This window comes from Neobacillus sp. PS2-9 (assembly GCF_030915525.1).
GTDB lineage: Bacteria > Bacillota > Bacilli > Bacillales > Cytobacillaceae > Neobacillus.
Map to the genome: position 1 here is coordinate 1,141,132 of NZ_CP133269.1, position 25,294 is coordinate 1,166,425.

At 39.6% G+C, this 25,294-nt stretch carries 25 protein-coding genes; 15 read left to right on the forward strand and 10 right to left on the reverse strand.

Annotation, left to right across the window (positions count from 1 at the left end; all coding sequences use genetic code 11):
• The first annotated feature begins 79 nt into the window (after nucleotides 1-79).
• The 4 genes from RCG25_RS05585 (at nucleotide 80) to RCG25_RS05600 (ending at nucleotide 2,234) form a co-directional block, all read left to right on the forward strand.
• A complete protein-coding gene (locus RCG25_RS05585) occupies nucleotides 80-1,300 on the forward strand; it encodes a helix-turn-helix domain-containing protein (RefSeq protein ID WP_308082698.1) in 1,221 nt (406 codons plus the stop codon).
• 10 nt (nucleotides 1,301-1,310) lie between these two features.
• On the forward strand, nucleotides 1,311-1,454 hold the full coding sequence (locus tag RCG25_RS05590) for a hypothetical protein (protein ID WP_308082699.1): 144 nt from the start codon (nucleotides 1,311-1,313) through the stop codon (nucleotides 1,452-1,454).
• Between the two features lie 114 nt (nucleotides 1,455-1,568).
• Nucleotides 1,569-1,742, forward strand: coding sequence for a hypothetical protein (locus RCG25_RS05595; protein WP_308082700.1), 174 nt, complete (start codon nucleotides 1,569-1,571; stop codon nucleotides 1,740-1,742).
• 90 nt (nucleotides 1,743-1,832) lie between these two features.
• A complete protein-coding gene (locus RCG25_RS05600) occupies nucleotides 1,833-2,234 on the forward strand; it encodes a cytosolic protein (RefSeq protein ID WP_308082701.1) in 402 nt (133 codons plus the stop codon).
• A 181-nt stretch (nucleotides 2,235-2,415) separates the two neighbouring features.
• On the opposite strand, the gene RCG25_RS05605 is transcribed toward RCG25_RS05600, so the two are convergent.
• The gene (locus tag RCG25_RS05605) at nucleotides 2,416-3,390 is read right to left on the reverse strand and encodes a nuclease-related domain-containing protein (RefSeq protein ID WP_308082702.1); all 975 of its coding nucleotides are present in this window, start codon (nucleotides 3,388-3,390) and stop codon (nucleotides 2,416-2,418) included.
• 232 nt (nucleotides 3,391-3,622) lie between these two features.
• Here RCG25_RS05605 and RCG25_RS05610 point away from each other — a divergent pair, with 232 nt between their 5' ends.
• A complete protein-coding gene (locus RCG25_RS05610; protein ID WP_308082703.1) occupies nucleotides 3,623-4,462 on the forward strand; it encodes a pirin family protein in 840 nt (279 codons plus the stop codon).
• A 45-nt stretch (nucleotides 4,463-4,507) separates the two neighbouring features.
• Here RCG25_RS05610 and RCG25_RS05615 read toward each other — a convergent pair whose 3' ends face one another.
• The gene (locus RCG25_RS05615; protein WP_308082705.1) at nucleotides 4,508-6,019 is read right to left on the reverse strand and encodes an MDR family MFS transporter; all 1,512 of its coding nucleotides are present in this window, start codon (nucleotides 6,017-6,019) and stop codon (nucleotides 4,508-4,510) included.
• A gap of 200 nt (nucleotides 6,020-6,219) precedes the next feature.
• Here RCG25_RS05615 and RCG25_RS05620 point away from each other — a divergent pair, with 200 nt between their 5' ends.
• A complete protein-coding gene (locus RCG25_RS05620) occupies nucleotides 6,220-7,086 on the forward strand; it encodes an aldose epimerase family protein (protein WP_308082706.1) in 867 nt (288 codons plus the stop codon).
• 36 nt (nucleotides 7,087-7,122) lie between these two features.
• On the opposite strand, the gene RCG25_RS05625 is transcribed toward RCG25_RS05620, so the two are convergent.
• The 3 genes from RCG25_RS05625 to RCG25_RS05635 all read right to left on the reverse strand — a co-directional run bounded on the left by RCG25_RS05625 (nucleotide 7,123) and on the right by RCG25_RS05635 (nucleotide 9,058).
• The gene (locus RCG25_RS05625; protein WP_308082707.1) at nucleotides 7,123-8,022 is read right to left on the reverse strand and encodes an aldo/keto reductase; all 900 of its coding nucleotides are present in this window, start codon (nucleotides 8,020-8,022) and stop codon (nucleotides 7,123-7,125) included.
• Between the two features lie 64 nt (nucleotides 8,023-8,086).
• Complete coding sequence (locus RCG25_RS05630) at nucleotides 8,087-8,470, reverse strand: VOC family protein (RefSeq protein ID WP_308082708.1); 384 nt, start codon at nucleotides 8,468-8,470, stop codon at nucleotides 8,087-8,089.
• Nucleotides 8,471-8,494: 24 nt separating this feature from the next.
• Nucleotides 8,495-9,058, reverse strand: a complete 564-nt coding sequence (locus RCG25_RS05635; RefSeq protein WP_308082709.1) for an FAD-dependent oxidoreductase — start codon at nucleotides 9,056-9,058, stop codon at nucleotides 8,495-8,497.
• Between the two features lie 112 nt (nucleotides 9,059-9,170).
• Between RCG25_RS05635 and pxpB the strand changes: the two genes are divergently transcribed.
• The 9 genes from pxpB (at nucleotide 9,171) to RCG25_RS05680 (ending at nucleotide 17,873) form a co-directional block, all read left to right on the forward strand.
• A complete protein-coding gene (pxpB, locus tag RCG25_RS05640; protein WP_308082710.1) occupies nucleotides 9,171-9,968 on the forward strand; it encodes a 5-oxoprolinase subunit PxpB in 798 nt (265 codons plus the stop codon).
• The gene (locus tag RCG25_RS05645) at nucleotides 9,955-10,722 is read left to right on the forward strand and encodes a LamB/YcsF family protein (protein WP_308082711.1); all 768 of its coding nucleotides are present in this window, start codon (nucleotides 9,955-9,957) and stop codon (nucleotides 10,720-10,722) included. The genes pxpB and RCG25_RS05645 overlap by 14 nt, the downstream gene beginning before the upstream one ends.
• Entirely contained in the window at nucleotides 10,719-11,663 is a 945-nt protein-coding gene (locus tag RCG25_RS05650) for a 5-oxoprolinase subunit C family protein (RefSeq protein WP_308082712.1), read from the forward strand. Before RCG25_RS05645 ends, RCG25_RS05650 begins: the two co-directional genes overlap by 4 nt.
• 186 nt (nucleotides 11,664-11,849) lie before the next feature.
• Nucleotides 11,850-13,427, forward strand: coding sequence for an ABC transporter substrate-binding protein (locus RCG25_RS05655; RefSeq protein WP_308082713.1), 1,578 nt, complete (start codon nucleotides 11,850-11,852; stop codon nucleotides 13,425-13,427).
• A 152-nt stretch (nucleotides 13,428-13,579) separates the two neighbouring features.
• On the forward strand, nucleotides 13,580-14,536 hold the full coding sequence (locus RCG25_RS05660) for an ABC transporter permease (protein WP_308082714.1): 957 nt from the start codon (nucleotides 13,580-13,582) through the stop codon (nucleotides 14,534-14,536).
• A 27-nt stretch (nucleotides 14,537-14,563) separates the two neighbouring features.
• Complete coding sequence (locus tag RCG25_RS05665) at nucleotides 14,564-15,394, forward strand: ABC transporter permease (RefSeq protein ID WP_308084103.1); 831 nt, start codon at nucleotides 14,564-14,566, stop codon at nucleotides 15,392-15,394.
• 18 nt (nucleotides 15,395-15,412) lie between these two features.
• Nucleotides 15,413-16,417 carry an ABC transporter ATP-binding protein gene (locus tag RCG25_RS05670; protein ID WP_308082716.1) on the forward strand — a complete coding sequence of 335 codons (1,005 nt, stop codon included), beginning with the start codon at nucleotides 15,413-15,415 and terminating at the stop codon, nucleotides 16,415-16,417.
• On the forward strand, nucleotides 16,410-17,390 hold the full coding sequence (locus RCG25_RS05675; protein WP_308082717.1) for an ABC transporter ATP-binding protein: 981 nt from the start codon (nucleotides 16,410-16,412) through the stop codon (nucleotides 17,388-17,390). The genes RCG25_RS05670 and RCG25_RS05675 overlap by 8 nt, the downstream gene beginning before the upstream one ends.
• An 18-nt stretch (nucleotides 17,391-17,408) precedes the next feature.
• Nucleotides 17,409-17,873, forward strand: coding sequence for a hypothetical protein (locus RCG25_RS05680; protein WP_308082718.1), 465 nt, complete (start codon nucleotides 17,409-17,411; stop codon nucleotides 17,871-17,873).
• Here RCG25_RS05680 and RCG25_RS05685 read toward each other — a convergent pair.
• From RCG25_RS05685 to RCG25_RS05705, 5 genes are all read right to left on the reverse strand, one after another.
• On the reverse strand, nucleotides 17,870-18,073 hold the full coding sequence (locus tag RCG25_RS05685) for a hypothetical protein (RefSeq protein WP_308082719.1): 204 nt from the start codon (nucleotides 18,071-18,073) through the stop codon (nucleotides 17,870-17,872). The two genes, RCG25_RS05680 and RCG25_RS05685, sit on opposite strands and share 4 nt — an antisense overlap.
• Before the next feature lie 67 nt (nucleotides 18,074-18,140).
• The gene (locus RCG25_RS05690; protein ID WP_308082720.1) at nucleotides 18,141-19,340 is read right to left on the reverse strand and encodes an MFS transporter; all 1,200 of its coding nucleotides are present in this window, start codon (nucleotides 19,338-19,340) and stop codon (nucleotides 18,141-18,143) included.
• Nucleotides 19,341-19,357: 17 nt separating this feature from the next.
• Nucleotides 19,358-19,771 carry a MarR family winged helix-turn-helix transcriptional regulator gene (locus tag RCG25_RS05695; protein ID WP_308082721.1) on the reverse strand — a complete coding sequence of 138 codons (414 nt, stop codon included), beginning with the start codon at nucleotides 19,769-19,771 and terminating at the stop codon, nucleotides 19,358-19,360.
• A 227-nt stretch (nucleotides 19,772-19,998) separates the two neighbouring features.
• Nucleotides 19,999-23,448 (reverse strand): methionine synthase, encoded by a 3,450-nt coding sequence (gene metH / locus RCG25_RS05700; protein ID WP_308082722.1) that lies wholly within the window; start codon nucleotides 23,446-23,448, stop codon nucleotides 19,999-20,001.
• Complete coding sequence (locus RCG25_RS05705; protein WP_308082723.1) at nucleotides 23,426-25,294, reverse strand: bifunctional homocysteine S-methyltransferase/methylenetetrahydrofolate reductase; 1,869 nt, start codon at nucleotides 25,292-25,294, stop codon at nucleotides 23,426-23,428. The genes metH and RCG25_RS05705 overlap by 23 nt, the downstream gene beginning before the upstream one ends.

The window sequence follows — 25,294 nt, forward strand, 5'->3', positions numbered from 1 at the left end:
AAATAATCTGAAAAATATTTGTAAAAATAGTTACTATAGTAGTAAAATGGTAAAAAACGAAAGGCAAGCTGGTGGTTATATGGAATTCGGGGCATTAATTAAATTTTATCGAACTCAAAGAGGAATCACTCAAGCAGAGCTTGCAAAAGGGATTTGCTCTGTCCCGCATTTGAGCAAAATTGAGAATAACTCCAAAGAAGCGAATGAGGAAACGATTTCTCTATTATTGGAGCGGCTAGAAATAAGTTTGGAAGAGATAGAGGAGAAAGAAGATCAAATCAAAATCTTACTTCGAGAATTTGCAGAAAAGATTAATTTTTACCTAAAGGATAAAATTGATGAAACCTTCCAACAGTTAAAAGAGATAGAGCATATCATACCTTTCTCCAAGTATATTTATGTCTGGGAATTATATAAATTTAGATACTTAATATTTAAAGGTTTAGTCGCTGAAGCTGAAAGTCAAAAGGATCTATTATACAAGCAGAAGAAGAATTTTTCCCAACATGAAGACTATTTATTTAGATACTATAATGCTGTATTTTTAATGTGGAAGGGTCAATATAAAAATGCAGATGATATCCTGGAAGCCTTGCATGCAGAAAATGGTAATGAAACGACAGATGGAGAATTTCTTTATCACCGTGCCTTGATAAAAAGTTCCCTTGAGCAGTCAGGTCATGCTATCCATTTTGGGAAAATGGCTTTGCAGATCTTTATGAATCAGCATAACTTTTATAGAATTCTTCATACGTTGATGCTTCTAGGGATCAATTATACACACTCCAATATTTATGAAGAAGCCCAAGGATGCTTTCAACATTTGATACGTAATGCTGAGTTATTAAAGGAAGAAAGGATGCTTCCGCAAATCTATCATAATATGGGCTATTTGCAAAATAAAATGAAAAATGTAAAGGGTGCATTGTATTACTACGAAAAAAGTCTCGACCTGCAACCTAATTTTAATCAACACTATCTAGTAACCTTATATTCCATAGGAGAACTTAACTATCATCTTCAATCAGTTGAGAAGGCTAGAGAATGTTTTCAAGAAGTACATTCATTGGCAAAGGATTTAGGTGTGAAAAAATATAGGCTTCTAGCAGATTTTTATTTATTCCTTTTGGTTTCTCCATCAAAAGGGTTTAAATATTTAGAAACAAAAGTAATCCCTTATTTTGAAGAAGCAAATGAACATATTGATGACCTTACCAGTTTTTATAAAATGCTTGCTGATTATTACCAAGGTAAGGGAATGATTATGGAAGCTGTGAATTATTTAAATAAAATTACTTAGGAGGTTTACTATGAAAAAATTTGTTGTACTATTAATGTCAGTTTCAATGCTTGTACTTTTCTCATCTGCAAAGAATGTAGATGTTCAAAAATCGGTCCATCATGTAGCCTATTCTGATCCTTCTGACCACCCTATTCAACCGCCAATCGGATGATCGTGGAAGCAAATCCCTGATAATATCAGGGGTTTTTTTATTTGTGGGAATGTAAGAGTATCTGATGGCAGACAATAGGATTAATTTTATGAAAGGTAAAGAGAGGTGATTGAAGTGAAAGAACAAGAAAAGGACCCGAAAAGTATGGAGGAAGAGTGGGAAAAGAAGGCCATGCAAGAATTATTTGGAATGGAACCAGAGATGAGTTTGCAATCAGCTCGATTTGCTACAACTGAAAATCCGCTCTTAACCGAATATCATATTGAGCGAAATGAAAAGGAAGAATAGTTATTTTTGATAAAAAGAATGAATCCTACCTTTTAAGGGGTATCCTAAGAATATGTGTTTTAATTCCAGTAGAAGGTTAAGGAGGACAAAATGAAATCATTTATTGTTAGTTTTCATCAAGAAGATAACGTGGATTCAATGCAAATCCAAAAGCTTAGTCAAGAGGAGTTTGGGAAGGCTACGGAGGGTGGAACAAGGCATTTATTTGAACTCGACACAAACATTGGGCTCTTTGTATTTTTTGATGGAGCAGATAAAGATGGAAATCTATCCTATATGGTGCTGCAGTATGAAGAAGAAAATGAAGAGCCTTCTGCCTGCTATTCTTTCCAGCTGAAGGACTTCTACGAATTTATGGCGCTGTACCTAAATGACATTGATTACGAGGAAGTTGAAGGGGAGGAGCAAGAGGAGCAAGAATACGGGGCCATGCAGCACCTAGCTCATTTAATCTTCCATATCGTTGAAGAGGGTAGAGATTTGAAGGTTTAGGAGTAGAATTCCACAAAAAGGACGCCAATTGTAGCGTCCTTTTTATGTTTTTTTAGAGTTTTGAGGTGTTAAAGTTGTTCTATTCGCGAATTTTAAACGTTTATTCGCGAATTTCTGTTATTTATTCGCGAATTTATAAAGGGTATTCGCGAATCTAGACGGTTTATTCGCGAATTGAGATTTAAGTAGGAAAATCCTTCATAAAGTAGACTCGTTTTTTATTTTTCCCCGTATAGTCTAAATTTGCGGAAAGCAATAATCTACCAGCAATATGAATGGAGCTTAAACGAACAAACTCACGAAACTCCATATTAGTGATCTTCAAATCAACTAGTAAAAAATAGTCCATAAGTGCTTGAATGTGTGCGTCTTTTGAATAGGTATCGCAAGAGGTGCAGTACCACTGCTGTTTTTTACGTATAAGATGCAGATGCTTGCAGAAAGGACAGTGGACACCGGTTAACAAATCAGACTTTTGAATACCATATTTTTTTAGTATTTGAATAGTAGGTGGAGTATTCATTTTCAGTAGGAGTCTGCCAAGCTTACGGAGATCTTTTTTATTGAGGATGGGTTCGGTAAACGTTTTTTCCAATTGTTCAATCCGATTTAGCATGACATCAGCTTTACAAATTCGAGGTTTCACTTTATACGAATTTTTCCCTGTAATGATGTAGGAAGCGTAACTGTTACTGATGACAACTAAATACTCGATTGGAACAGGTGGGAAGTGATGAGCCCGAAGCAGTTCTTGAATATATTTTCTGTGCCGTTCTGCTTGCGCAATCGGATAATCGTAACCTTTTTCTTTATCATTGTTATTTTGGATAAACTGTTCGTTATCAGTATCGAAGGTTAATTTCCCAGCCATATTTTTCACATCAATAATTAGGCCGAATTCCGGAGTTAATAGAAAAGTGTCAATTTGACAGTTGTAATCACCGTCAGGAAGGTTTAAATCGTGGAGGATCATGTACTTTTGTTGTGGAAGCGACCGATAATAGTAGTCAAGAGACTTCTCGCCTTGATAGCCAGCAGAGCGCCTTCCTACTTCTTCTGAAATTTGCTGATATTTTTCGTGGCTTAAAAGGAGACTACGCAATAAAGCCTGTAAGATGAGTAACTTTAATGGTATAGACCTTTCTTTTATAATCAATCAATATCACTCCTTTCATTTTAACTTATAAATTCTAAAAGGATTTTAAAAATCCTGCCGAAATTCATCGGATCTTGTAAAAAATATTACATTGTTCTTTTTATCGGCGAATTCGTGGGTTCTATCGGCGAATTCCCGCATCCAATCGGCGAACCTCAAAACCAGTCCATTTTATTTGATAATACCCCCAAACAGCGCTACCATTAATTTGAACACCAAAGGGGGAAAAATAATGACTTCTATTCAACAAAGGGGTATCGAACGGATTTGGACGGTGGAACATCGCCAGAATAGTCCAATTCATATAGCAGGAATGGTGTTAGATCCTAACAAAATGAAAGAATCAGATCCTTTTCTTTTTTTAGCAGAGGATTGGTTTAAAAAAGGAACATTTGACTTCCACCCGCACCGCGGCATCGAGACCGTTACCTATGTGATCGAAGGGAAACTCGAGCATCAAGATAATAAAGCCGGTAAAGGGGAGCTGGAACCGGGTGATGTTCAATGGATGACGGCCGGCAGAGGTGTCATTCACATTGAGGACCCAGCCGAAGAGGAGACTGTTCACTCTTTGCAGCTATGGGTGAACCTGCCGCGTGAACATAAAATGGCAGAACCACGCTATCAAAATCTTCGTGCGAAAGACATGCCGGTCCGTAAAGAAGACGGAGCCTTAATCAGGATTTTCTCTGGTTCTTCAGGTGGCATTCAGTCTGATACGAAAAACTATGTTCCAGTAACAATGGTTGAAATCAACGTCGAACCGGGTGCAATGGTTACACAGGACCTGCCGGGTGATTACAACGGCTTCATGTATATTTTAGAAGGAAAAGGACTTTTCGGAAAAAATCAGACAGAGGCTGAAAAAGGGCATGTTCTTTTGCTAGAGAAAGCAGAGACGGGACAAGCTAGCGAAATCTCTATAAAGTCAGTGGAAAACCTCCGAGTCTTGTTATATGCAGGTAGACCTCTAAATGAACCAATAGTAGCCAGAGGACCGTTTGTCATGAATACCGAAGAAGAAATTCGCCAGGCATACCGCGATTACATGGCCGGCAAATTCGCAGAATAAAATAAGCACCGGGCCACCTCACAAGAGCGGTCCAGTGCTTTTCTTTTACCCTTTAGCAGGCTTCTTACTCACTACTACACGAGCATTGCCCATAAAAAAGATAGTAACAGCTGCAATTGTAATCGGAATCAGCGTAAGCAAAAAGGTATGTGTAATGGAATTAGACATCGCGTGAACGATTTTATCTAAAACAAAATCAGGAATCTTTGAGCGTTGTTCTGGTTGGAAAATTTGCCGAGGATCACCCATTTTGAAATTCCCCGCACCCTGCATCCCTTTAAATGCTTCCTTTAACTGTTCTGTAAACATATTCGTTTGCAGCGTTCCATAAATGGTCACGCCAAGGGTCATCCCAAACGAACGTAAAAACGAGTTAGTAGAGTTAGCCGTTCCGCGATACTGTGGTTCCAAGTTGTGCATCGACGCCGTTGGCAACAATGAGAATGAAAACCCTACCCCAAATCCAACAAGAATCATATAGATCGTTAGTAAGTAGCGAGCCGTGTCTATCGTCATCGTTCCAAGGAAGTACATACCGAGTAAATAAGATACAATTGAGATAAACATCAGGTTACGATAAGAGGTCTTTGCTAAGAAAATACCTCCTATGGAACTTCCCGCAACGGACCCTAACATCATAGGTGTTAAGATCAACCCTGCATTTTTAGCTGAGCCGCCATAAACAGCCTGCACGAAGATAGGAATAAAGACAGTCAGAATGATAAACGTCCCACCATATAAAAAGGATAGGATCTGGGATGTCGCAAACAAACGTCTTTTAAAAAGCCACAGTGGTAGAATCGGTTCTTCTGCCTTAAATTCTGCAATGAAAAAGGCAATAAAGAAAACAAAGAAACTTGAAAATAATCCAATGATTTGAACAGAGTCCCATTCGTATTCTTTGCCGCCCAACTCAAGAGCAAACATCAAGCTAACTACGGAAATGACAAGCGTAATTGCTCCAAGATAGTCGATTTTTTGCTTAGAGTGCTGTAAGGATTCATGATAATAACGAACAATTAAAATAATCGAAACAATACCAATCGGAACATTGACGTAAAACACCCAGTGCCAGCTGATATAATCAGTTATATACGCACCTAGCAATGGTCCAAGGACACTGGAGGCACCAAATACTGCTCCAAGAAGACCTGTCATTTTTCCACGATTTTCTGGGGGGAAGATATCAAATACGATGGTAAAAGCAATTGGCATCAAGGCGCCGCCACCAATCCCCTGAATGGCCCGGTAAATACTTAACTGAACAATCGACTGAGCAATTCCGCAAAGGGCAGAGCCAATAAGGAATACAACCAATCCGAAAATAAAGAAGCGTTTCCGTCCATACATATCGGAGAGTTTTCCAAAGATTGGCATCCCGGCCATAACTGCTACCATGTAAGCAGAAGTTACCCAAATAAATTTGTCAAAACCGCCAAGGTCAGAAACAATCGTACCCATGGCTGTTGCGACAATGGTATTGTCCATGGCTGCCATCAAGATGGCTAGTAACAAGCCTGTGACAACGAACTTAAGATTATTGTCTTTTTTAATCAAATTAATCACCCTTTAATTTTCCAAAATGTAAGTAGGTTAAAACAAAAGGTCGCTCCTTTTCGGTTATTTTAAGGTTTGTCCATTAAAAAAAGCTGCTAGAAAGATAGCTAAAGTAATTCTATAAGGCTGGTTGAAAATTTGTCAAATAATAACTAAAATGAGTAGAATGTTGTTTTTACATAGAAGGGACGAATGAGCTAATGTATCAGCTTATGGTAACGAAAGAGCAAGAACTAAGTGTATATGAACTAAGGGACTCCGAGTTAGGCAGCTGGATTAAAGTTGTACCAGAGCGTGGTGGAATTATTACTAGCTATGGAGTAAGTGGGGAAGAGGTCCTCTTTTTAAATAAAGAAACACTATATGATAGTAAGAAAAATATAAGAGGGGGAATTCCGATTCTCTTTCCGATTTCTGGTCAGTTGGAAAATGGGAAATATGAATGGGATGGTACTGTTTATCAAATGAAAAACCATGGAGTAGCGAGGAATTATCCATGGGAAGTAGTCAATACTCATACGGATGACAGACAAGCCACTATTACTTTACGTTTAGTAAGCAATGAAGAGACCAAAAAGGAATATCCTTTTGATTTTGAGGTAGTTTTTACCTACTCATTGACCCAAAACGGACTCACTATTGCCCAAGCCTATCAAAATATTTCGGGTGCGCCTATGCCGATTTATGCAGGGTTTCATCCGTATTTCAAAACGGCCAGCAAAAACTTGGTTTATCATACCGACGCGAAGACCTATTTAGATTATAATGATATGGAAACAAAATCCATTCAAAGCTCATTAGATTTAACTAATAAAAAAGAGTCTCTCGTCCTCTTGGATTCCGTCCAAAAGGAAATCTCATTTGAGCTACCCGATCGCCAGATGTCGCTTACGATGACCTATGGGGAGGAATTTAAGTACGTCGTGTTATGGACCGAACAGGATCAAGAATTTGTCTGTGTCGAACCATGGATGGCAATGACAGATGAACTGAATCGGAAAGAAGAATTAGTGATGGTAGGACCAGGGGAGACACTACATACAACCTTAAAGATATCGGTAAAATAGAGAAAGGGACCTGAGAAAAAGTCCCTTTTTCATATCCTATTCTACTAACTCAGCTGCTTTAGCATTCATTGTAACCTGTTCAACATTTTTAGATCCTGGAATAACGAGTGTAACAGCTGGATGCTTCAAACACCAAGCTAGTGCCCACTGTGCCATATTGACGCCTTCAGGTACTTCGTGTTTTTGTATTTCTTCAACTAGTTGAAGCTGTCTTGCTACTTCCTTTGGATCATGCCCATGCCGTACGTCTGTTTCAGCAAAAACGGCTCCTTGCTTATACTTTCCACTTAAATATCCACTGGCTAGCGGGACACGAGCAAGGACACCAAGATTTTGACGTTCAGCGGCCGGGAAGAACAGTTCCTCCGGTTTACGATCTAAACGATTATAGACCACTTGAATCACTTCTGCCCCTACTTTTGTGGCAGAGTCGACTTGATAGGAGGTATCCGCTTTACTGCTAATAGAGATACCTAGGTGGCGAACTTTGCCAGCTTGGACCTGCTTATCTAAAGCCGTCCACAAGGGATCATTATTGAAAACTTCATCACTGCCTGAGTGGAATTGGTAGAGGTCAATGTATTCAGTTTGCAATGCCGCTAAAGAGGTATCTAACTGTTTGACTATGTCATCTGCAGACCATTCATCTGCCCGTTTAAAGCCATCATTTAGAAAGTGGTGCCCGAACTTTGTAGCAACAACCCAGTCATTACGTTTATTATTTTTCAAATACCCACCAATCAGTTTTTCGGAAAGGTGATCGCCGTAACATTCCGCGGTATCAATAAAGTTAATACCGAGCTCATTCGCTTTATGTAAAATGTCATCTACTTCTCTCTGGGAAAAATCTTTGCCCCATTCACCGCCAAACTGCCAGGTCCCCACACCAATAACCGATACATCTAAACCAGTACTTCCTAATTTACGATACTTCATATGAAAACCTCCTCCTTGCTAGCATCAGTTTATTATAAGAAAAAAATCCCCAAAAATTCGGGGATTATCTTTGAAAAAACTCAACCTTTTCACCATCAGGGCCGTGAACAAAGAAGTTACGATAACCGTTGGGAAGTGTTACAACCTCATCCCTTATGAAGGATACGTCTAATTCTTTTAAACGTTCGTATTCCTCATTAATATCATCAACTAAGAAGGCAATATGATTCACTTTTCCTTCATTAGGGAGGTTTGGATTCCCGCCATACACTAGTTCTAACTCTGTTTCATCGGAACCATTAAATCCAAGGAAGGCTAAAGTGACAGCCCCATCTGAAATAGTGAATCTGTCTTTTAAGTCCAACCCTACGACTTCTTGATAAAAAGTCAGGGATGTTTCTAAGTTGCTTACGTATACACCAACATGGTCCATTTTCTTAACAGCCATTTGGCACCCACCTACCTATCTGTCTTAGGCTTTTAATACATCGTGGTCAACGTAGCGCTCACCGTTTAGTTCACTAATTACATTGATCGCTACCTTAGCACCGTCTCCAGCAGTAATAATCGTATGCATGCTCACCCCAGCAACCGTACCTGCTGCCCAAATGCCTTCAATATTTGTTTTTCCAGCAGCATCCACGTCAAGGATTGTCTTGATTCTTGGCTCAGTTCCAGGCTTTGTTGTTAGTCCAACTGCTTCAGCAAGGTCAACAGACATTCCAGTAGCCAAAATGACATGCTTTGCTTCGTATTCACCTTGATCTGTTTCTACTTTAAAACCGCTTTCAGTTTTACTGATAGTTGAAACAGTTGCTTGGACGATTTCAGCACCAAATTTAATCGCTTGTTTTTTACCAGTTTCAACAAGGTCAGGTCCTGTAATTTCTGTTACACCATAATGATTTTCAATCCATGCACGCTTAGTCACACTTTTATCATTATCAACCACTACGGTTTTCTTTCCAGCTTTTGCTGTAAAAATAGCAGCGCTCGCACCGGTAGGTCCAGCTCCGACAATTAACACATCAAACATTTCCAAAACCTCCAGAATTTTTAATTAGTAACAAAATAAATGTAGCCTAACAAACAGTGAATGTAAAATAAACTGCTCGTTTCAAGATATTTGGTAAACGAGATGTAAAAATATGTTGAAATATTCTAAGCAAGCAGATAACTTAAAAGCAAAGAAGAACTTAGGAGTGATGATCATAGAAATCAAACCACTCGGGGATACGGCTATTGTGATTTATTTCGGTGAAAAAATTAGTGAAAAGATTCATAGGGAGATTCGCCAATTTATTGTCGGACTGAACAATACGAGGGTGAAAGGGATCATAGAATGGGTACCGTCCTATACTTCCCTTGCCGTCTATTATCGTCCGGAGGAGATTAGCTATCATACCTTAGTGGATAAGGTAAAGGGCATTTATACCACTTCAAAGCATAATGAACCCTATCAGCCGGTGGTATATGAAATCCCCGTTTACTATGGAGGTGAAACAGGTCCGGATTTAGCCTCTATTGCCCAGTATTGTGAGATAAGTCAAAAGGAAGTCATTGCACTTCATAGTAATAAAGAATACCTCATTTATATGCTAGGGTTTATACCTGGATTTCCCTATCTAGGAGGATTACCATCAATGCTTTCTGTCCCAAGGCATGAACATCCAAGAAGAAGTGTCCCTGCCGGCTCAGTGGGCATTGGCGGAAACCAAACAGGCATCTATCCTTCAGAGGTACCGTCGGGCTGGAGGATTCTTGGTATAACACCACTAAAGCTGTTTGCTATTGAAATTTCCCCGCCAGCCCTTGTTGCACCAGGCAATTATATAAAATTTATTCCGATAAATTTTGAAGAATATAAAACTATTAAACAATTGGTCGATAGAAAAGAATACAAAGTGAAAACTTACATAAGGGGGGAGCAACTTGAAAATCATTGATCTCAATAGTGATATTGGAGAAAGTTTTGGAGCCTTTAAAATCGGAAATGACGTAGAGGTGTTAAAGTATATCTCCTCTGCTAATATAGCTTGTGGCTACCATGCGGGTGACCATAATGTCATGTTTGAAACAGTCAGGCTTGCCCAAAAAAACGGTGTGAAAATAGGGGCGCATCCAGGATTTCCTGACCTTGCTGGATTCGGCCGCCGTGAAATGAATCTTTCCACGAGGGAAATATACAATCTAATCATTTATCAAATAGGGGCCTTACAAGGTGTATGTAAGGCAAACGGAGCGTCTCTTTCCCATGTCAAACCCCATGGTGCCTTATATAATATGGCGGGTAGAAGTAGGGAAATAGCAGATACAATTGCTGAGGCAATCGTTGCTCTCGATTCACAACTAGTACTGTTTGGTTTAGCAGGAAGTGAATTAATAAAAGCAGGGCAGGAAAAAGGGCTTCAGGTTGCGCAGGAAGTGTTTACGGACCGTACTTATCAGCCGGATGGGACATTGACATCAAGAAGAGAGAACAACGCATTCATTCATGATTCTAGCGAAGCCATCCAGAGAGTGGTTCGGATGATTACCGAAGGGAAAGTGAAAGCGGTAAATGGAACAGACCTTGATATTCAGGTTGATACAATTTGTGTACATGGTGATGGACCGAAGGCAGTCGAGTTTGTCAGTGAATTACGAAAGGCATTGACACAGGAAAATATTATAATAAGAAAAACCTGGCATGGCCAATGAAAACAGTTATTTTTAAAGTAATAAAACCAGGATTACAATCGACTGTTCAAGATTTAGGAAGATATGGCTATCAACAATTTGGAATCAGTCCTTCTGGGGCGATGGATTCATACTCCATGCAGCTGGCGAATATCTTAGTTGGGAATCTTCCAGGGGAGGCAGTACTGGAAGTGTCTTTTACAGGGCCTGTTTTAGAAGCTTGCAGTCACATGGTCATTGCTATTTGCGGTGGGGATTTTTCCCCGAAGGTAGATGATCGAGAAGCTCCTATGTGGAAGAGCTTTCTATTAAAAAAAGGGGAAACTTTATCTTTAGGTTCGTGTAAACAAGGTGCCCGGGCTTATGTTGCTGTTTGTGGTGGAATCGATGTCCCTGTTGTTTTAAATAGTAAATCTACCTCTTTAATTGGAAGGTTTGGAGGATATGAGGGACGCACATTACAAAAAAAAGACCTTATATTTGGTGAGCCAGTCATTAGGAAGCCGTTGAAATCACTGCCTCCGAAATTTATTCCGCACTTTAAAAAACAGCTAACTGTAAGGGTCATTCTTGGTCCGCACGTGCAGAGGTTTACCGGTTTAAGCATCGAGCGATTCCTCTCAGAAGAATTTATTGTGACACCGCAGTCAAATCGAATGGGTTTTCAGCTTAATGGACCAAAGCTTGACCACGTTCAAGGCCCGGATATCATCTCTGATCCCATTCCATTAGGAGGGATTCAAGTTCCTGCTAGCGGCCAACCCATCATCCTCATGGCTGACCGACAAACAACCGGCGGCTACACAAGAATAGGAACGGTTATTTCCGTTGATATTCCACTGCTCGCCCAAGCGGTGCCTGACACCAAAATCCAATTTGTGGAAGTCTCTCTTAAAGAAGCACAAAGATTATATTTTGAAAGACTGCTATTTCTTAAGCACTTATGTCTTGCGGCAAAATAAAACTCTTTTTTACAATCAAGTGACGTCTCGTTCTTTTTCATATGTATAATGAGAAAATAAAAGAAATTATTATTTACTTAAATTTGCCTATCATGTAAAATGATTTCTTGTAATACATATATGAATAGTAGGAATTAAAAATGCTACTATTCTATTGTTCTAAAAAATTACTTAGGGGGAAGTCAATTGGTTCGTAAAAATGTAAATATTCTTGTAGCCATCTTATTAAGTAGCTTACTAGCTCTTGCTGGCTGTTCTTCAAAATCGACAGATAAAGCAAGCACAAAAAATGAAGGGACCAACAAACCAGATACTTTTATTTATGGAATTGATGGAGATCCAGGAAATGCGGTTAACGTCATCTCAACCGGTGACCGTTATGGATTAATGGAAATTAAAACTATTTATTCTCCATTGTATATGTATAACGGGAAAGATGATGTTAAGTATTTCTTAGCGGAAAGTATGACACCATCAGAAGATTTCTTAACGTATACAGCGAAATTAAGAAAAGACGTGAAATGGCATGATGGCCAGCCATTTAATGCCGATGATGTTGTCTTCACTTATGAGCAAATGTTAAAAGAAGAAAATGGTGGTTGGGCAAGAAGCCAGCTATTATTTAATAATCAACCAGTTAAAGTTGAAAAAGTAGATGACTATACAGTAAAATTCACATTGCCAACTGTTAGCATGGGTGCAATGGAAGCTTTAGGTAATATTTTTATCATGCCTAAACATGTTTATGAAGGTGAAACAAACATTGCGAATAGTACAAAGAACGCTACTCCAGTGGGGACTGGTCCTTATAAATTAAAAGAATATAAAGCTGGGGAAAGTGTAACATTTGTAAAGAATGACGATTATTTTTTAGGTGCTCCAAAGATTGCAAAAGTGGTTTACCGTATTATTATGGATCCAAATACTGCTACAATGGCTCTTCAAAAAGGTGAGATTAACGCTTTAGCTATTCAGCCTTCAGATGCAGGCAAGTTTAAAGATTCAAATGTGACTATTAAACCTTATGAAGAAGGACGAATTGGTTACTTAGCGTTTAACTTAAGCTCAAAAGCAGTACAGAATAAAGAGGTAAGACAGGCAATTGCTTTCGGATTAAATCGTGATGAAATAAATACGGCAAGCTATGTATCTACTGATTATTCTAAGCCTGCGTATTCATTCTTACCAAAGAAAGCAACTTATTTTACTGACAAAGTAGAAAAACATAAATTTGATATAAAAAAAGCAAAAGACTTACTTTCAAAAACAGGAGCTTCTAATCTTAAATTAAAGCTCGCGTTTATTGCTAATAATCCAATTCAGCAGAAGCAAGCGGCTGTGATCCAACAAAACTTAAAGGCAGCGGGTATTTCCGTTGAGTTGGTAGGAATGGATGCTACTGCATTAAGCAAGAAGCTACAAAGCGTTCAAACTGATTTTGATATGTATCTTAGCGGCTACATTATGGGAATTGATCCAGACACATTTAATTCATTATTTGTAACAAATGGTGAAGCAAACTACATGCATTACAGCAATACAAAAGTGGATGAGTTATTTAATCAAGGTCGTGTAGAGAGAGACGATGCGAAGCGTAAAACCATTTATGAAGAAATTCAAAAGCTTATTATCGAAGATGCTGCCTTCTATCCTCTAACTGAAAACAAACGTATTCTTGCAATTGATTCTAGAATCAAAGGCATCGATGAAGCGGGACTAGTACCTGTTTACACATTCGAGGATATGTCGAAGCTGTCCTATTAATAAAATTGCTTATTTAAAGATAAAGATAAACAGTCCGCTGTTTATCTTTATTTTTTAACAGAAAAAGTAATAGAATGGTAAAGAAAAGAGTGTTAGAATTCGTTTCCATAAGGCAAATCACTAGTTGAGAAGCGTAAGGAGTGGGGTTATTTTTGTTAAAGTACATTTTTAAAAGAATTTTACAGGCGATCCCGTTACTGTTTATTATTTCAATCATTTGTTTTACTCTCATCCAATTGGCTCCATATGATGCGGTGGATGCAATGACGACACCGAACATGACGAAGAAAACAGTTGAACTGATTAAAGCTAGATATGGGTTAGACCAGCCTGCATATATGCAATATTTTTATTGGGTGAAAGGGATTTTAAGTGGAGAATGGGGATATTCCATTGTTACACATGAAAGCATTACAAAGGATCTTACAGCGAGGATACCAAATACGATTCTACTCGTTCTTCCCGCTTACATACTTGCCTTGCTATTTTCTATTATTCTTGGATTAATTGCCGGTGCTAAGAAGGGGAAATTAGCGGATAAAATCATTGATGGTTTAAGTTCATTTGGGATTGCCATTCCTAGCTTTTGGATGGCAATGATTCTAGTATTCATTTTTGGCCACCGTCTCAATATCTTTCCAATCCTCGGGATGCACACAATTGGGAATGAAGAATCTTTTTCCGATCTTCTCAGTCATATGGTCCTACCTTGTACGGTTTTAATGCTTTCATTCATGCCTGAGCTTGTAAGGTATGTCCGTTCATCTACAATTGGCCAGCTTTCTGAAGATTATGTGATGGTACAACGGGCATACGGGGCCCATTCAACTTCTATTTTATTTAGGCATGTACTTAGGAACGTCTTACTGCCTATCATTACTATTGTAGGGATGAGCCTACCAATGTTAGTAACTGGTGCAGTCGTAACGGAGACAGTTTTCGGCTGGCCGGGAATTGGAACGTATTTTGTAAAAGCGATTCAAGGGTTTGATTATCCAGTTGTCATGGCAATCATGCTGCTATCAGCGAGCCTTGTTATTCTTGGGAATTTGGTTTCAGATATTTTATATAGCATTGTCGATCCAAGAATTAAGGGAATGGGGGAATAAAAGTTGGCCGGAAAGAAAAATAGAAGAATGCAACAGTTTAAAAAAGAGTTTAAACGCAATAAGACGGCAGCCATAGCCCTTATTTTCCTTTTTCTTATTCTATTAATATCGATTTTTGCCTTTTTATCACCCTATCCTCCTGATAAGGTTGATGTAACAAGTGTTCTTGAAGGACCAAGTGGTAAGCATTGGTTTGGTACAGACGAGCTTGGAAGAGATTATCTGACAAGGGCATTATATGGTGGACGAATTTCCCTCACAGTTGGGATTTTAGCGATGCTCATTTCTACTAGCATTGGAGTATTAATTGGTACAATAAGCGGCTATTTTGGAGGTAGAGTGGATAATTTTTTAATGAGGACCGTAGATGTGATTTCTTCGATTCCATGGATGATTCTTGTGACGGTTGTAAGTATCTATCTTACCCCAGGTTTAAAAGCCATTATCCTTGTTATAGGTCTTTTTACATGGATGAGCACGGCTAGATTAGTTCGTGCTGAGACACTTTCGATAAAAGAAAGAGAATATGTATTATATGCTAAATCTTCAGGACAATCATTAAAAAAAGTTATTTTGAAACATATCATTCCAGCGGTTTTTCCTACATTTATTGTGGCATCTACCGTCAGTATCGCTAATGCCATATTAATGGAGTCAGCTTTAAGCTTTCTTGGCTTAGGCATACAGCAGCCATTATCCTCATGGGGGAGCATGCTGCAAAATGCACAAGGAAATTTAGGGAATGCCCCATATATGGCCATATTACCTGGACTTCTCATTGTACTAACCGTTTATTCTTTTAATAGACTTGGTGATATTCTTAGAGCGGTTATTGAGCCAAAGACGAGTGGGAAGTAAATAGGAGGTTTAGATGATATGAAAAATAATTTAATAGATAATAATAGTTTACTAGATGTTAAAAACCTCCGTACAAGCTTTTATAAAGGCAAGTCAAAAACGGAGGTAGTCCGTGGGATAGACTTTTCTGTTCAAAAGGGTGAAATCCTTGGAATTGTCGGTGAATCTGGGAGCGGAAAAAGTATCTTGGTGAAGTCGATTCTCGGCATTATTCCGAGTAACGCAAAAGTTGATTCTGGAGAGATTATTTTAGATGGGAAGCATTTCGAAAGCCTATCGAATAAAGAAAAAAGGGCCATAAGAGGCCGAGATATTGCAATGATTTTTCAAGATCCGATGACAGCTCTTAATCCATTAAAAAAGGCAGGAGAACATCTTGTTGAGTTATTAGTTAGAGTTAGAGGGATGAAAAAGAAAGAAGCCAAGCTCGAGGCAGTGGAATTACTGAGAATGGTAGGAATTCCTTCTCCTGAAACGAGAGTAGATCAGTACCCTCATGAATTTTCGGGTGGAATGAGACAAAGGGTTTTAATTGCAATGGCGTTAGCTTGTAATCCCAAGCTGTTAATTGCTGATGAACCAACTACGGCATTGGATGTAACGATTCAGGCACAAATTCTAGAATTGTTAAAAAAACTGCAGCAAGAAAATGATATGTCGGTAGTGTTCATTACCCATGATCTTGGGGTCGTGGCGACAATATGCAGCCGCATTTTGGTTATGTATGCAGGAATGGTGATGGAAGAGGGACTTGCGAATGAAATCTTTTATTCACCCAAACATCCCTATACAAAGGCGTTATTGAATTCTATACCAAGGGTGGACGGAGAAAAAACGAGATTAAAGCCGATAAAAGGTGCAGCTCCATCGCTTGAAAGTATGAAGAGCGGTTGTCCCTTTGCCGAACGTTGCGATTATGCGATGGATAAATGTTTTAAGGAAATACCCGAATACAAAAACTTCTCAGCAACACAGAAAAGTATGTGCTTCTTAGCAGGGGAAGGAGATCACTTAGATGACTGAGACACAACAAAGATTTATTGAAGTAAGGAATCTAAAGAAATACTTTCCATTAAAAACTTCGATGTTTAGCAAAAGCAAACAAGTGGTAAAGGCTGTGGATGATGTCTCGTTTCATATTTATAAAGGGGAAACGTTTGGACTAGTAGGAGAATCGGGGTGTGGTAAGTCCACATTAGGTAGAACCCTAAATCGCTTGTACGACCCGACTGCGGGAGAAATTCTTTTTGATGGGAAAGATATTGCCAACTTAAATAACAAAGATCTTCAACCGTATCGAAAAAGAATGCAGATGATCTTTCAGGATCCGTATTCATCACTTAACCCCTATATGAATGTGGAAGAAATCATTGATGAGCCACTCGAAATTCATACCGCTCTATCGAAAAATGAAAGAAGAGAAGTCATTATCGATATGCTTGAAAAAGTGGGACTGAAAAAGGACGACTTAGGAAAATTTCCACATGAATTCAGTGGTGGTCAACGTCAAAGAATAGGTATTGCCCGTGCGTTAGCAATTAATCCTGATTTCATTTTATGCGATGAAGCCATTTCAGCACTCGATGTTTCCATTCAAGCGCAAGTTATTAATATGTTAGAAGATTTACAGAGTGCGATGAATCTTACTTATTTGTTTGTAGCACATGATTTATCAATGGTGCGACATATCTCTGACCGAATAGGTGTAATGTATCTCGGAAAAATGGTCGAGATATCTAAGAGTGATGAGCTATACGATAAACCGCTGCATCCATATACGCAAGCGTTATTGTCTGCGATTCCTATACCAGATCCAATTAAAGCACAGAATAACAAGCGTGAAATCATAACAGGAGAGCTTCCAAGCCCAATTGAGATGCAAACAGGCTGCCGCTTCCGAACTCGCTGTCCATTTGCAAAGCCCATTTGTGCAGAAGTAGATCCACAGTTAAGAGAAGTAGATGGTGAGCATCTTGTTGCCTGCCATTTATATTAAAATAAGGTGGCCGGATATATGGAAAAGGTAAAATTAGCGTTAAATTATGCATTAATGCTTGAAATGATGAAAGCAAAAGGATTCGATCAGTCGACCATCCTTGCTCTATTAAATGAAGGTAATGAAGAAATACTTGAGAGTATCGGAGAAGGAATTCCTTCATGGAAAGCAATGGTCGACTATTACCATGAAAATAAAGAGAAGTGTCACCAAGCCATCACTTCTGGGTACGAATTTTCTTTTATGACAAAAGGTTCACTTAAATCCTTGTTAGCCATTAAGTTTGGAATGAATGAAGGTGAAGACTTCACTGATACTGGGGAGTTTCTAGATACGGTTAGAATGACCAGTGAAAATCTTCAGGTACTCCGTGACATGATCGCTAAAAACTGGACGATTCTCTTGCAAGAGGAAGACAAGGAGCAAGACATACACCTGCTCAGGATTGAGTTAACCTACAAACCAAATTTCAAGATAAACTAACTGACAAAATAAAAAGAACCATCATTTCCGTTCTGGGATTGATGGTTCTTGTGTTTAAATTGGTATATATTGTCTTTTTTCGTTTTTGTTGCTCTTGTTCTCATATCCGTAAAAACAAATGGGCTTCGCTTGTTTTCTGGATTCAATTTTCCTTCGCGTGTCAGCTTGTCACGCAGCTTTTTGGCCTTTGATTTCGCCATTGTAATCACTCCTATAAATGGTTTCCTACCATTATATAATATTTTGAAGGAGTGTGAAGAGAAAATATTAAATTTCTTGAATTTTTGATTGCTCCTGCGGGGTACTTCTTTTCTTCGTATGAAGGAAGTAAAAGAGTACCAACCCAATTAAAATATAAAAGGAACACATGAAATATAACGAACTATAATCCATGTTAGCTGCCAGTAAGCCAACTGCCAACGAACCTAGTGCAATACCGGTATCATAGATAGATAAAAAGGTTGCTGTCGCTAGACCTCTTTTTCTAGGCTCAGCATCTTGGATGGCAATCGTTTGGAAGGTAGGGAATAGTGTTCCCCATCCTAAGCCGATCATTCCCGCAGAAAAGAGGAACATGAATGCTCCGGTGCTTTGGCTTAATACAAACATCCCAATAGCAAAGAGCAAGATAGAGGGATAAGAAATTACGTTTGGACCATAAAGATCGAGCCATTTACCTGTGAATGGCCTAGAAAGTAACAGAACAATCGCATAGACAACAAAGAAAAGACTTGAAACGCTAGCTAAATGAATTTCTGTTGCATAAATCGAGACAAATGATAAAAGAGCAGAATAGACAATCGCTAGGAAGCTTCCAACAATCGAGATAGAAACAGCAGATGCTTCAAATAAGTTTTTAAATGAAAAGGCTGAAGCAGCTTTTGGCTGATTCGGCTGTTCAGAATTAGTTAATTTTACACTAAGTCCAGTCAGGAGAGAACCAGCAGCAACAATGACACTAAGAATGAAAAGGGTGTTCGCGCCCCAATGTTGAATTGCCATCAATCCGACAAATGGTCCTAAAACCATTGCCATGTTCGTGGACATGACAAAGTATCCCATTCCTTCGCCCCTGCGTGAAGCGGGAATGATATTTGCAACAATTGTACCAACTGCAGTTGTTGCCATACCAAAACCAATTCCATGAAGCAGTCGGATGACAAGAAAACCAGCAACTGTTTTGGGAATAAAATATAGAAGGGCAGCTGCAGTAAAAATAATGAGTGCAGTTAAGAGTACTTTTTTGTTGCTCGCGCGTTCAAGCCACTGTCCTGCAAGCGGACGTGAAATAATCGCGGAAAGTAAAAAGACAGTTGTCATCAATCCGGCAACAGTTGCACTGCTATGTAATTCATCAAGTGCATAGGTGGGGAGAGTGACAAGTAAAATATAAAAGGTTAAAAACAGAAAAAAGTTACTTAAAGAAACACTAATAAAATCCTTCGTCCATAATTTGGGTTTGTTCATAGATGTAATACACTCCTTTATAAAAGCTGCTTTAACCAGCTGTATTGCAATGTCAGTAATTCCTCCTGTGATTTTTCTGGAAAATGCCGCAGTAATGTCTGGTTGACCTCGTTCACAACACTTTCCCATTCGGGATATAATTTCAATGCTTCTTCTGTTAATTCAATGTACTTTGCCCGCTTGTCTTTACCTGACACCTGTCTCACATAGCCTTGTTTTACAAGGCGTTGGATGGTTCGTGTCATGGGCGGTGCCTCAACAAAAAGATAATCACAAAGTTCTCTCTGTGTTAACGATCCTTTGGTTTTTAATACAAAAATAACGGCCCATTGCGAACCGTACAAGCCCATTGAGGACAATGCTTCATTAAGTTTGTTGGTGAGATGACGTGAAAGCTGGTGAAGAGTATGAAATAATTCGTGGGTTAACATATTTGCACTCCGATACTGCGTATAATTAGTTACCTAGGTAACTATATAGTGTTTATATTAATATGTCAAGGAATGTTCACAATTTGGAGCCCGATTCGAGGGTTGGCGGAATAACTGGAGAATTGCGCGGAATTATTTAGAAAGTGCGCGGAATAATCATGAAAACTCGCGGAATAAACACAAAATCCCGCGGAATCAATCTAAGATTCCACGGGAATAAGAAAAAATTACCTTAGTACATTAAAATACCTTGCCTCAGGATGTGCAAAAACCATCGCAGAAACAGAAGCTTCCGGTTCCATCATGCAACCATCTGTTAATTGGATTCCAAGTTCTTCCGGCTGAATTAATTTAAACAACTTTTTCTGGTCTTCTAAATCTGGGCAGGCCGGATATCCATATGAAAAACGTTGTCCTTGGTATTTAGCAGCAAAACGGTCCTGCATAGTAAACGTAAGCGGATCCGGGAAGCCCCAGCGGTCACGCATCTGACGGTGTATCAATTCGGCAAAGCCTTCTGCAGTCTCGAGTGCTAATGATTGGAGAGCATGGCTCTCAAGGAAACGACCGTCCGCCTTGAATTCATCCGCTTTTTCTCGAATACCTCTTCCAGCTGTTACGGTAAAGAAGCCAACATAATCCATTACACCACTGTCAACGGATTTTAAGAAATCAGCTAAACAAAGATGTGGCGCCGCATCTTGGCGCGGGAAATCAAACGTTTCAATGATTGTCTCAGTATTTTCAGGATCATAGATAATTACTTTGTTACCATTCGACTGTGCCGGAAAGAACTGATAAACAGCATTCGGTGTAATCCAATTTTCACGGCTTGCATCTGCTAACAATTGGTCCACGACCTCTTTAACTTTTACAGCCTTTTCATCCTTTTCAGCAAGCAATTTAGCAACCTTTCCCTTAACACCAAGATGATGCCCAATTAGCATTTGCATATTGATGTATGGCTCAATATGAGATAAGGAATAGGTTTTTAAAATGTGTCTTTTTGTATCCATTGGCGTAAATACTGGAGCTTCTGTTGATACAGAGGGCTTCACTTTAACTGCTACAGCCCCAACTTGACGTATTGGTAACTCTCTTGGTATCTCTAATGCAGCCAGCTTTTCAGCCTTCTCATCCAACAGCTTTTGGTGTTCCTCCTGGTCTTGCAGTTGGTTTGCCAGTGATAATCCATTCATCGCATCCTTTGCATACAAAACAAGTCCATCATATTCCTTAGCAATCTTCGTATCGGTAAACTTACGAGATAGAGCGGCACCGCCAACTAAGATAGGGAGTGAGATGCCAGCATCTTTCATATCCTGAGCCGTTAACACCATTTGCTGTGCAGACTTAACAAGTAAACCTGACAAACCAACCATATCCGGTTTTTCTCTATGGATCGCTTTTACCAACTCAGTAGGAGTCACTTTAATTCCTAGATCAACCACATCATAACCATTATTACTCAGTATAATGTCTACAAGGTTTTTACCAATATCATGAACATCACCTTTTACAGTCGCTAAAATAACTTTGCCTTTTGTCGCAGACACATCGCCTTTTTCCATATGCGGTTCTAAATGTGATACCGCGGCCTTCATCACTTCTGCACTCTGTAAAACCTCAGCAACAATTAATTGGTTATCATTAAATAGTCGCCCAACTTCTTTCATGCCATCCATTAACGGTCCATTAATGATAGCAAGCGGGGCAGGATAGCTTTCAAGTGCCAAATCCAAATCTGATAGTAAGCCTTCTTTCGTGCCCTCCACAACATAATAGGCGAGACGCTCTTCCAAAGTCATATTTGGGACGGTGCTCTTCGCTTCTTTCTTTTTACCACGGTAAAACTCTGTAAAAACAGCTAACGTCTCATCAGTTGTTCTAAATAACAAATCCTCCGCTAAGGTAACTTCTTCCTTAGAAATGGAGGCAAAGCGCTCCAACTTTTCTGTATTTACAATGGCGTAATCCAAACCAGCCTGTGTACAGTGATAAAGGAATACCGAATTCAAAATTTCTCTTCCAACTGGCGGTAATCCAAAGGATACATTACTAATCCCAAGAATCGTTTGCACCCCTGGAAGCTGCTCCTTAATTAACCTTATTCCTTCAACCGTTGCCTTCGCAGATCCAATGTATTGTTCGTCCCCAGTACCAACAGGGAACACTAGTGGGTCAAAAATTAGATCCTGCGATTGCAACCCATACTTATGGACCAGCAGATCATGGGAACGTTTGGCAATCTCCAGCTTTCGCTCGGCAGTAACTCCCATACCTTCCTCATCAATTGTACCGACAACAACAGCCGCCCCATAGCGATGAATCAATGGAACAATCGCTTCAAAACGTTCCTCGCCATCTTCAAGATTTATTGAATTAATAATCGCTTTTCCTTGAGAATATTTGAGTGCTTTTTCAATGACCTTCTCATCAGTTGAGTCGATTACAAGAGGTACCTTAACCTTTTTTACGACCTCTTTAATGAAATTTTCCATGTCCACGATTTCATCGCGGTCAGGGTCAGCAAGGCAGATATCAATGACATGAGCGCCGCCTTTCACCTGTGCCCGTGCAACTTCTGATGCTTCTTCAAATTTCCCTTCGGTGATTAACCGTTTGAATTTACGAGATCCAATGACGTTCGTGCGTTCTCCCACCATGATCGGACGTAATGTCGGATCATCGTAAACAAATGGTTCAATACCTGATACCATGTGAACAGAAGATGGCTCATATCCCCGTGGCTGATAATTTTTCATTGCTTCCGAAATGGCTTTAATATGTTCAGGAGTCGTGCCACAACAGCCGCCGACAATATTTAACCAGCCATGCGCAGCAAAATCAGATAGCTTTTTCGCAAGGATTTCCGGTGTTTCATGATAGTGTCCTTCCTCATCAGGCAGACCAGCATTCGGATAACAGCTAACGGCAGTTGTCGCAAGATTAGAAAGGGAACGAATATGATCCTGCATAAACTCTGGACCCGTTGCACAGTTCAGTCCTACTGCAGCTGGTTTCATATGCTCAACTGAAATATAGAACGCTTCGATAGACTGTCCTGCAAGAGTGGTACCCATCGGTTCAATCGTCCCCGATATCACAATCGGAAGTGTAGTACCTGTCTTCGAAAAAGCACTTTGGATACCAGCGAACCCAGCTTTTACATTCAACATATCCTGGCTTGTTTCAAGTAGCAGAAGATCAACGCCGCCGTCAATTAAGCCAATTGCTTGCTCCTCGTAACTTGCCGCAAGTTCATCAAAGGTCGTTCCACCAGTCACACTTAATGTTTTCGTCGTCGGACCCATCGAACCAGCAACAAAACGTGGCCAGTCCTCAGAATAAACCTTTTGCACCTCACCAATCGCAATCATCGCAGCGATTTTATTGATTTCATAGGCTTTGTAGCCGAGACCATATTCATCAAGCACTAGGCTAGTTGCCCCAAACGTATTGGTTTCAATAATGTCTGCGCCAGCCTCAAGATATTCTCGGTGAATATTGGCTATGACAGAGGGAGCAGTTAAATTAAGGTTTTCATTACAGCCCTCGAATTCCTCTCCGCCAAAATCCTCAGCGGTAAGGTTGACTCGTTGCAGCATTGTTCCCATGGCTCCATCCATTACGAGGATTCGTTTCTTCAACTGATCAGTAAATGATGTTTTCAGCAATGTTGTTCCCCCTCACTTCACTTGCACGCTGACGGGCATAATGAGCCAGCTCTGCAGTTAATTCGTAACGTAAAAATGGTGTAATTAAATAAATTCCATTAAATAAATCTAAAGCCGCGTCAATGAGTGACTTCGTTATAGCAATACCTTCCCGCGCTGCTTGAAGCGGTTTGTCATTCAACCTGGCCATTCGCTCACGTATCGAATCGGCAATTTTAATCCCAGGAACTTCATTATGAAGGAATTCAGCGTTTTTACTACTTGTCAGTGGCATGAGTCCAATATAAATAGGTGCCTTAAGGTGTTTTGTATGTTCATAGATTTCAATCAGCTTTTCTTCTGAAAAAACAGGCTGGGAGATGAAATAATCTGCACCAAATTGAATTTTCTTCTCAAGCCTTTTAACAGCTTTCTCGAGTGAGCGCACATTCGGGTTAAAAGCTGCTGCCACACTAAAGTCGGTTTTTTGTCCTAAGTCTTTACCGGAAAAAGACAAACCTTCATTTAGTTGCTTAATCATCTGAATTAGTTCAAATGATGACACATCATAGACGGATGAAGCACCAGGGAAATCTCCTACTCTTGCAGGGTCGCCTGTAATCGCAAGAACGTCATTTAATCCTAGAGTATGGAGCCCCATTAAGTGGGATTGTAATCCAATAATATTACGGTCGCGACATGCAATGTGAATAAGCGGTCGCATGCCTAATTTTTCTTTCACTAAATATCCCAATGATTCGTTGGAAATACGTACAGTTGCAAGGGAATTATCAGCTAAAGTAATAGAATCAATTCCAGCTTCTTTTAATGCTTTGGCTCCTTCGAAAAACTTGGTCGTATCTAGCTTCCTAGGAGGATCTAATTCTACAATAACAGAAGGTCTTTCTCTCACAATCTCTTGTAGGGGAGCATACTCCCTTATCGGAGAGGGTGTTGATTCAACCACAATCTGCTTTGGCTTTAATTTTACTATTTTTTCAGTAATTGGAACACTATTCTTTAATTCCGCTGCAAAGGCTCGAATATGATCTGGCGTTGTCCCACAGCAACCGCCCAGTAATCGTACCCCTTGATTACGGAACGCTTTTGCAGAGTTTCGGAAATAATCGGCATCTCCTTCATAGTGGAACTTTCCGTCCGTATAGGCAGGGATACTGGCATTTGGATAGGCTGATAGAAATGCATGTTCAGGTATTTCTATCTGATCCAATGCTAGCAGCATATGGTGGGGGCCGAGCCGGCAGTTCAGACCGACGACATCGGCGCCAAGACCTTCAAGCCGTTTTAAGGCATCATTGACAGGAGTTCGATCCTGCAAAAATCCTGGCTCCTGTTGGGAGACTTGTGCAATGATTGGCAGGTTGGTTTCCTTCCTAGCAATGGTTAAAATCGTTTCAAGTTCTTCTAAATCGTAAAAGGTTTCAAGTAACAAACCATCTACGCCTTCAAGGAGAAGACAATATAATTGTTCGCGGAAGCTTCGTTTTAATTCTTCAATGGTGATTGAATCAGGTTTAATTCCTCGATTTCCGCCAATTGTTCCAAGGATGTACGACTGGCTTTTTGAAGCGGCTCTTTTAGCAATAGCTACGGCAGCACTGTTAATTTCCTTTACAGAATCCTCCAAACCATATCGCTGCAGCTTTAAATAATTGGCAGCATAGGTGTTGGTCTGAATGACATTAGCACCGGCATCGATATACGCTTGATGGATCGTTTGGATATGTTCTGCCTGGGAAAGATTCAGTTCCTCTAAACAACTATCCTTTCCGTACGAATACAATAGAGTCCCCATGGCTCCATCGGCTATTAAGATTTGATTTTTTAATTTTTCTAAAAAGCTCAT

What these genes read in the sequence shown, in the direction of transcription:
- RCG25_RS05585 (WP_308082698.1), top strand. Translation starts at nt 80, where the DNA reads ATGGAATTCGGGGCATTAATTAAATTTTATCGAACTCAAAGAGGAATC.
- RCG25_RS05590 (WP_308082699.1), top strand. Translation starts at nt 1,311, where the DNA reads ATGAAAAAATTTGTTGTACTATTAATGTCAGTTTCAATGCTTGTACTT.
- RCG25_RS05600 (WP_308082701.1), top strand. Translation starts at nt 1,833, where the DNA reads ATGAAATCATTTATTGTTAGTTTTCATCAAGAAGATAACGTGGATTCA.
- RCG25_RS05610 (WP_308082703.1), top strand. Translation starts at nt 3,623, where the DNA reads ATGACTTCTATTCAACAAAGGGGTATCGAACGGATTTGGACGGTGGAA.
- RCG25_RS05620 (WP_308082706.1), top strand. Translation starts at nt 6,220, where the DNA reads ATGTATCAGCTTATGGTAACGAAAGAGCAAGAACTAAGTGTATATGAA.
- RCG25_RS05625 (WP_308082707.1), bottom strand. Translation starts at nt 8,022, where the DNA reads ATGAAGTATCGTAAATTAGGAAGTACTGGTTTAGATGTATCGGTTATT.
- RCG25_RS05630 (WP_308082708.1), bottom strand. Translation starts at nt 8,470, where the DNA reads ATGGCTGTTAAGAAAATGGACCATGTTGGTGTATACGTAAGCAACTTA.
- RCG25_RS05635 (WP_308082709.1), bottom strand. Translation starts at nt 9,058, where the DNA reads ATGTTTGATGTGTTAATTGTCGGAGCTGGACCTACCGGTGCGAGCGCT.
- pxpB (WP_308082710.1), top strand. Translation starts at nt 9,171, where the DNA reads ATGTTGAAATATTCTAAGCAAGCAGATAACTTAAAAGCAAAGAAGAAC.
- RCG25_RS05650 (WP_308082712.1), top strand. Translation starts at nt 10,719, where the DNA reads ATGAAAACAGTTATTTTTAAAGTAATAAAACCAGGATTACAATCGACT.
- RCG25_RS05665 (WP_308084103.1), top strand. Translation starts at nt 14,564, where the DNA reads ATGCAACAGTTTAAAAAAGAGTTTAAACGCAATAAGACGGCAGCCATA.
- RCG25_RS05670 (WP_308082716.1), top strand. Translation starts at nt 15,413, where the DNA reads ATGAAAAATAATTTAATAGATAATAATAGTTTACTAGATGTTAAAAAC.
- RCG25_RS05675 (WP_308082717.1), top strand. Translation starts at nt 16,410, where the DNA reads ATGACTGAGACACAACAAAGATTTATTGAAGTAAGGAATCTAAAGAAA.
- RCG25_RS05680 (WP_308082718.1), top strand. Translation starts at nt 17,409, where the DNA reads ATGGAAAAGGTAAAATTAGCGTTAAATTATGCATTAATGCTTGAAATG.
- RCG25_RS05685 (WP_308082719.1), bottom strand. Translation starts at nt 18,073, where the DNA reads ATGGCGAAATCAAAGGCCAAAAAGCTGCGTGACAAGCTGACACGCGAA.
- RCG25_RS05690 (WP_308082720.1), bottom strand. Translation starts at nt 19,340, where the DNA reads ATGAACAAACCCAAATTATGGACGAAGGATTTTATTAGTGTTTCTTTA.
- RCG25_RS05695 (WP_308082721.1), bottom strand. Translation starts at nt 19,771, where the DNA reads ATGTTAACCCACGAATTATTTCATACTCTTCACCAGCTTTCACGTCAT.
- RCG25_RS05705 (WP_308082723.1), bottom strand. Translation starts at nt 25,294, where the DNA reads ATGAGCTTTTTAGAAAAATTAAAAAATCAAATCTTAATAGCCGATGGA.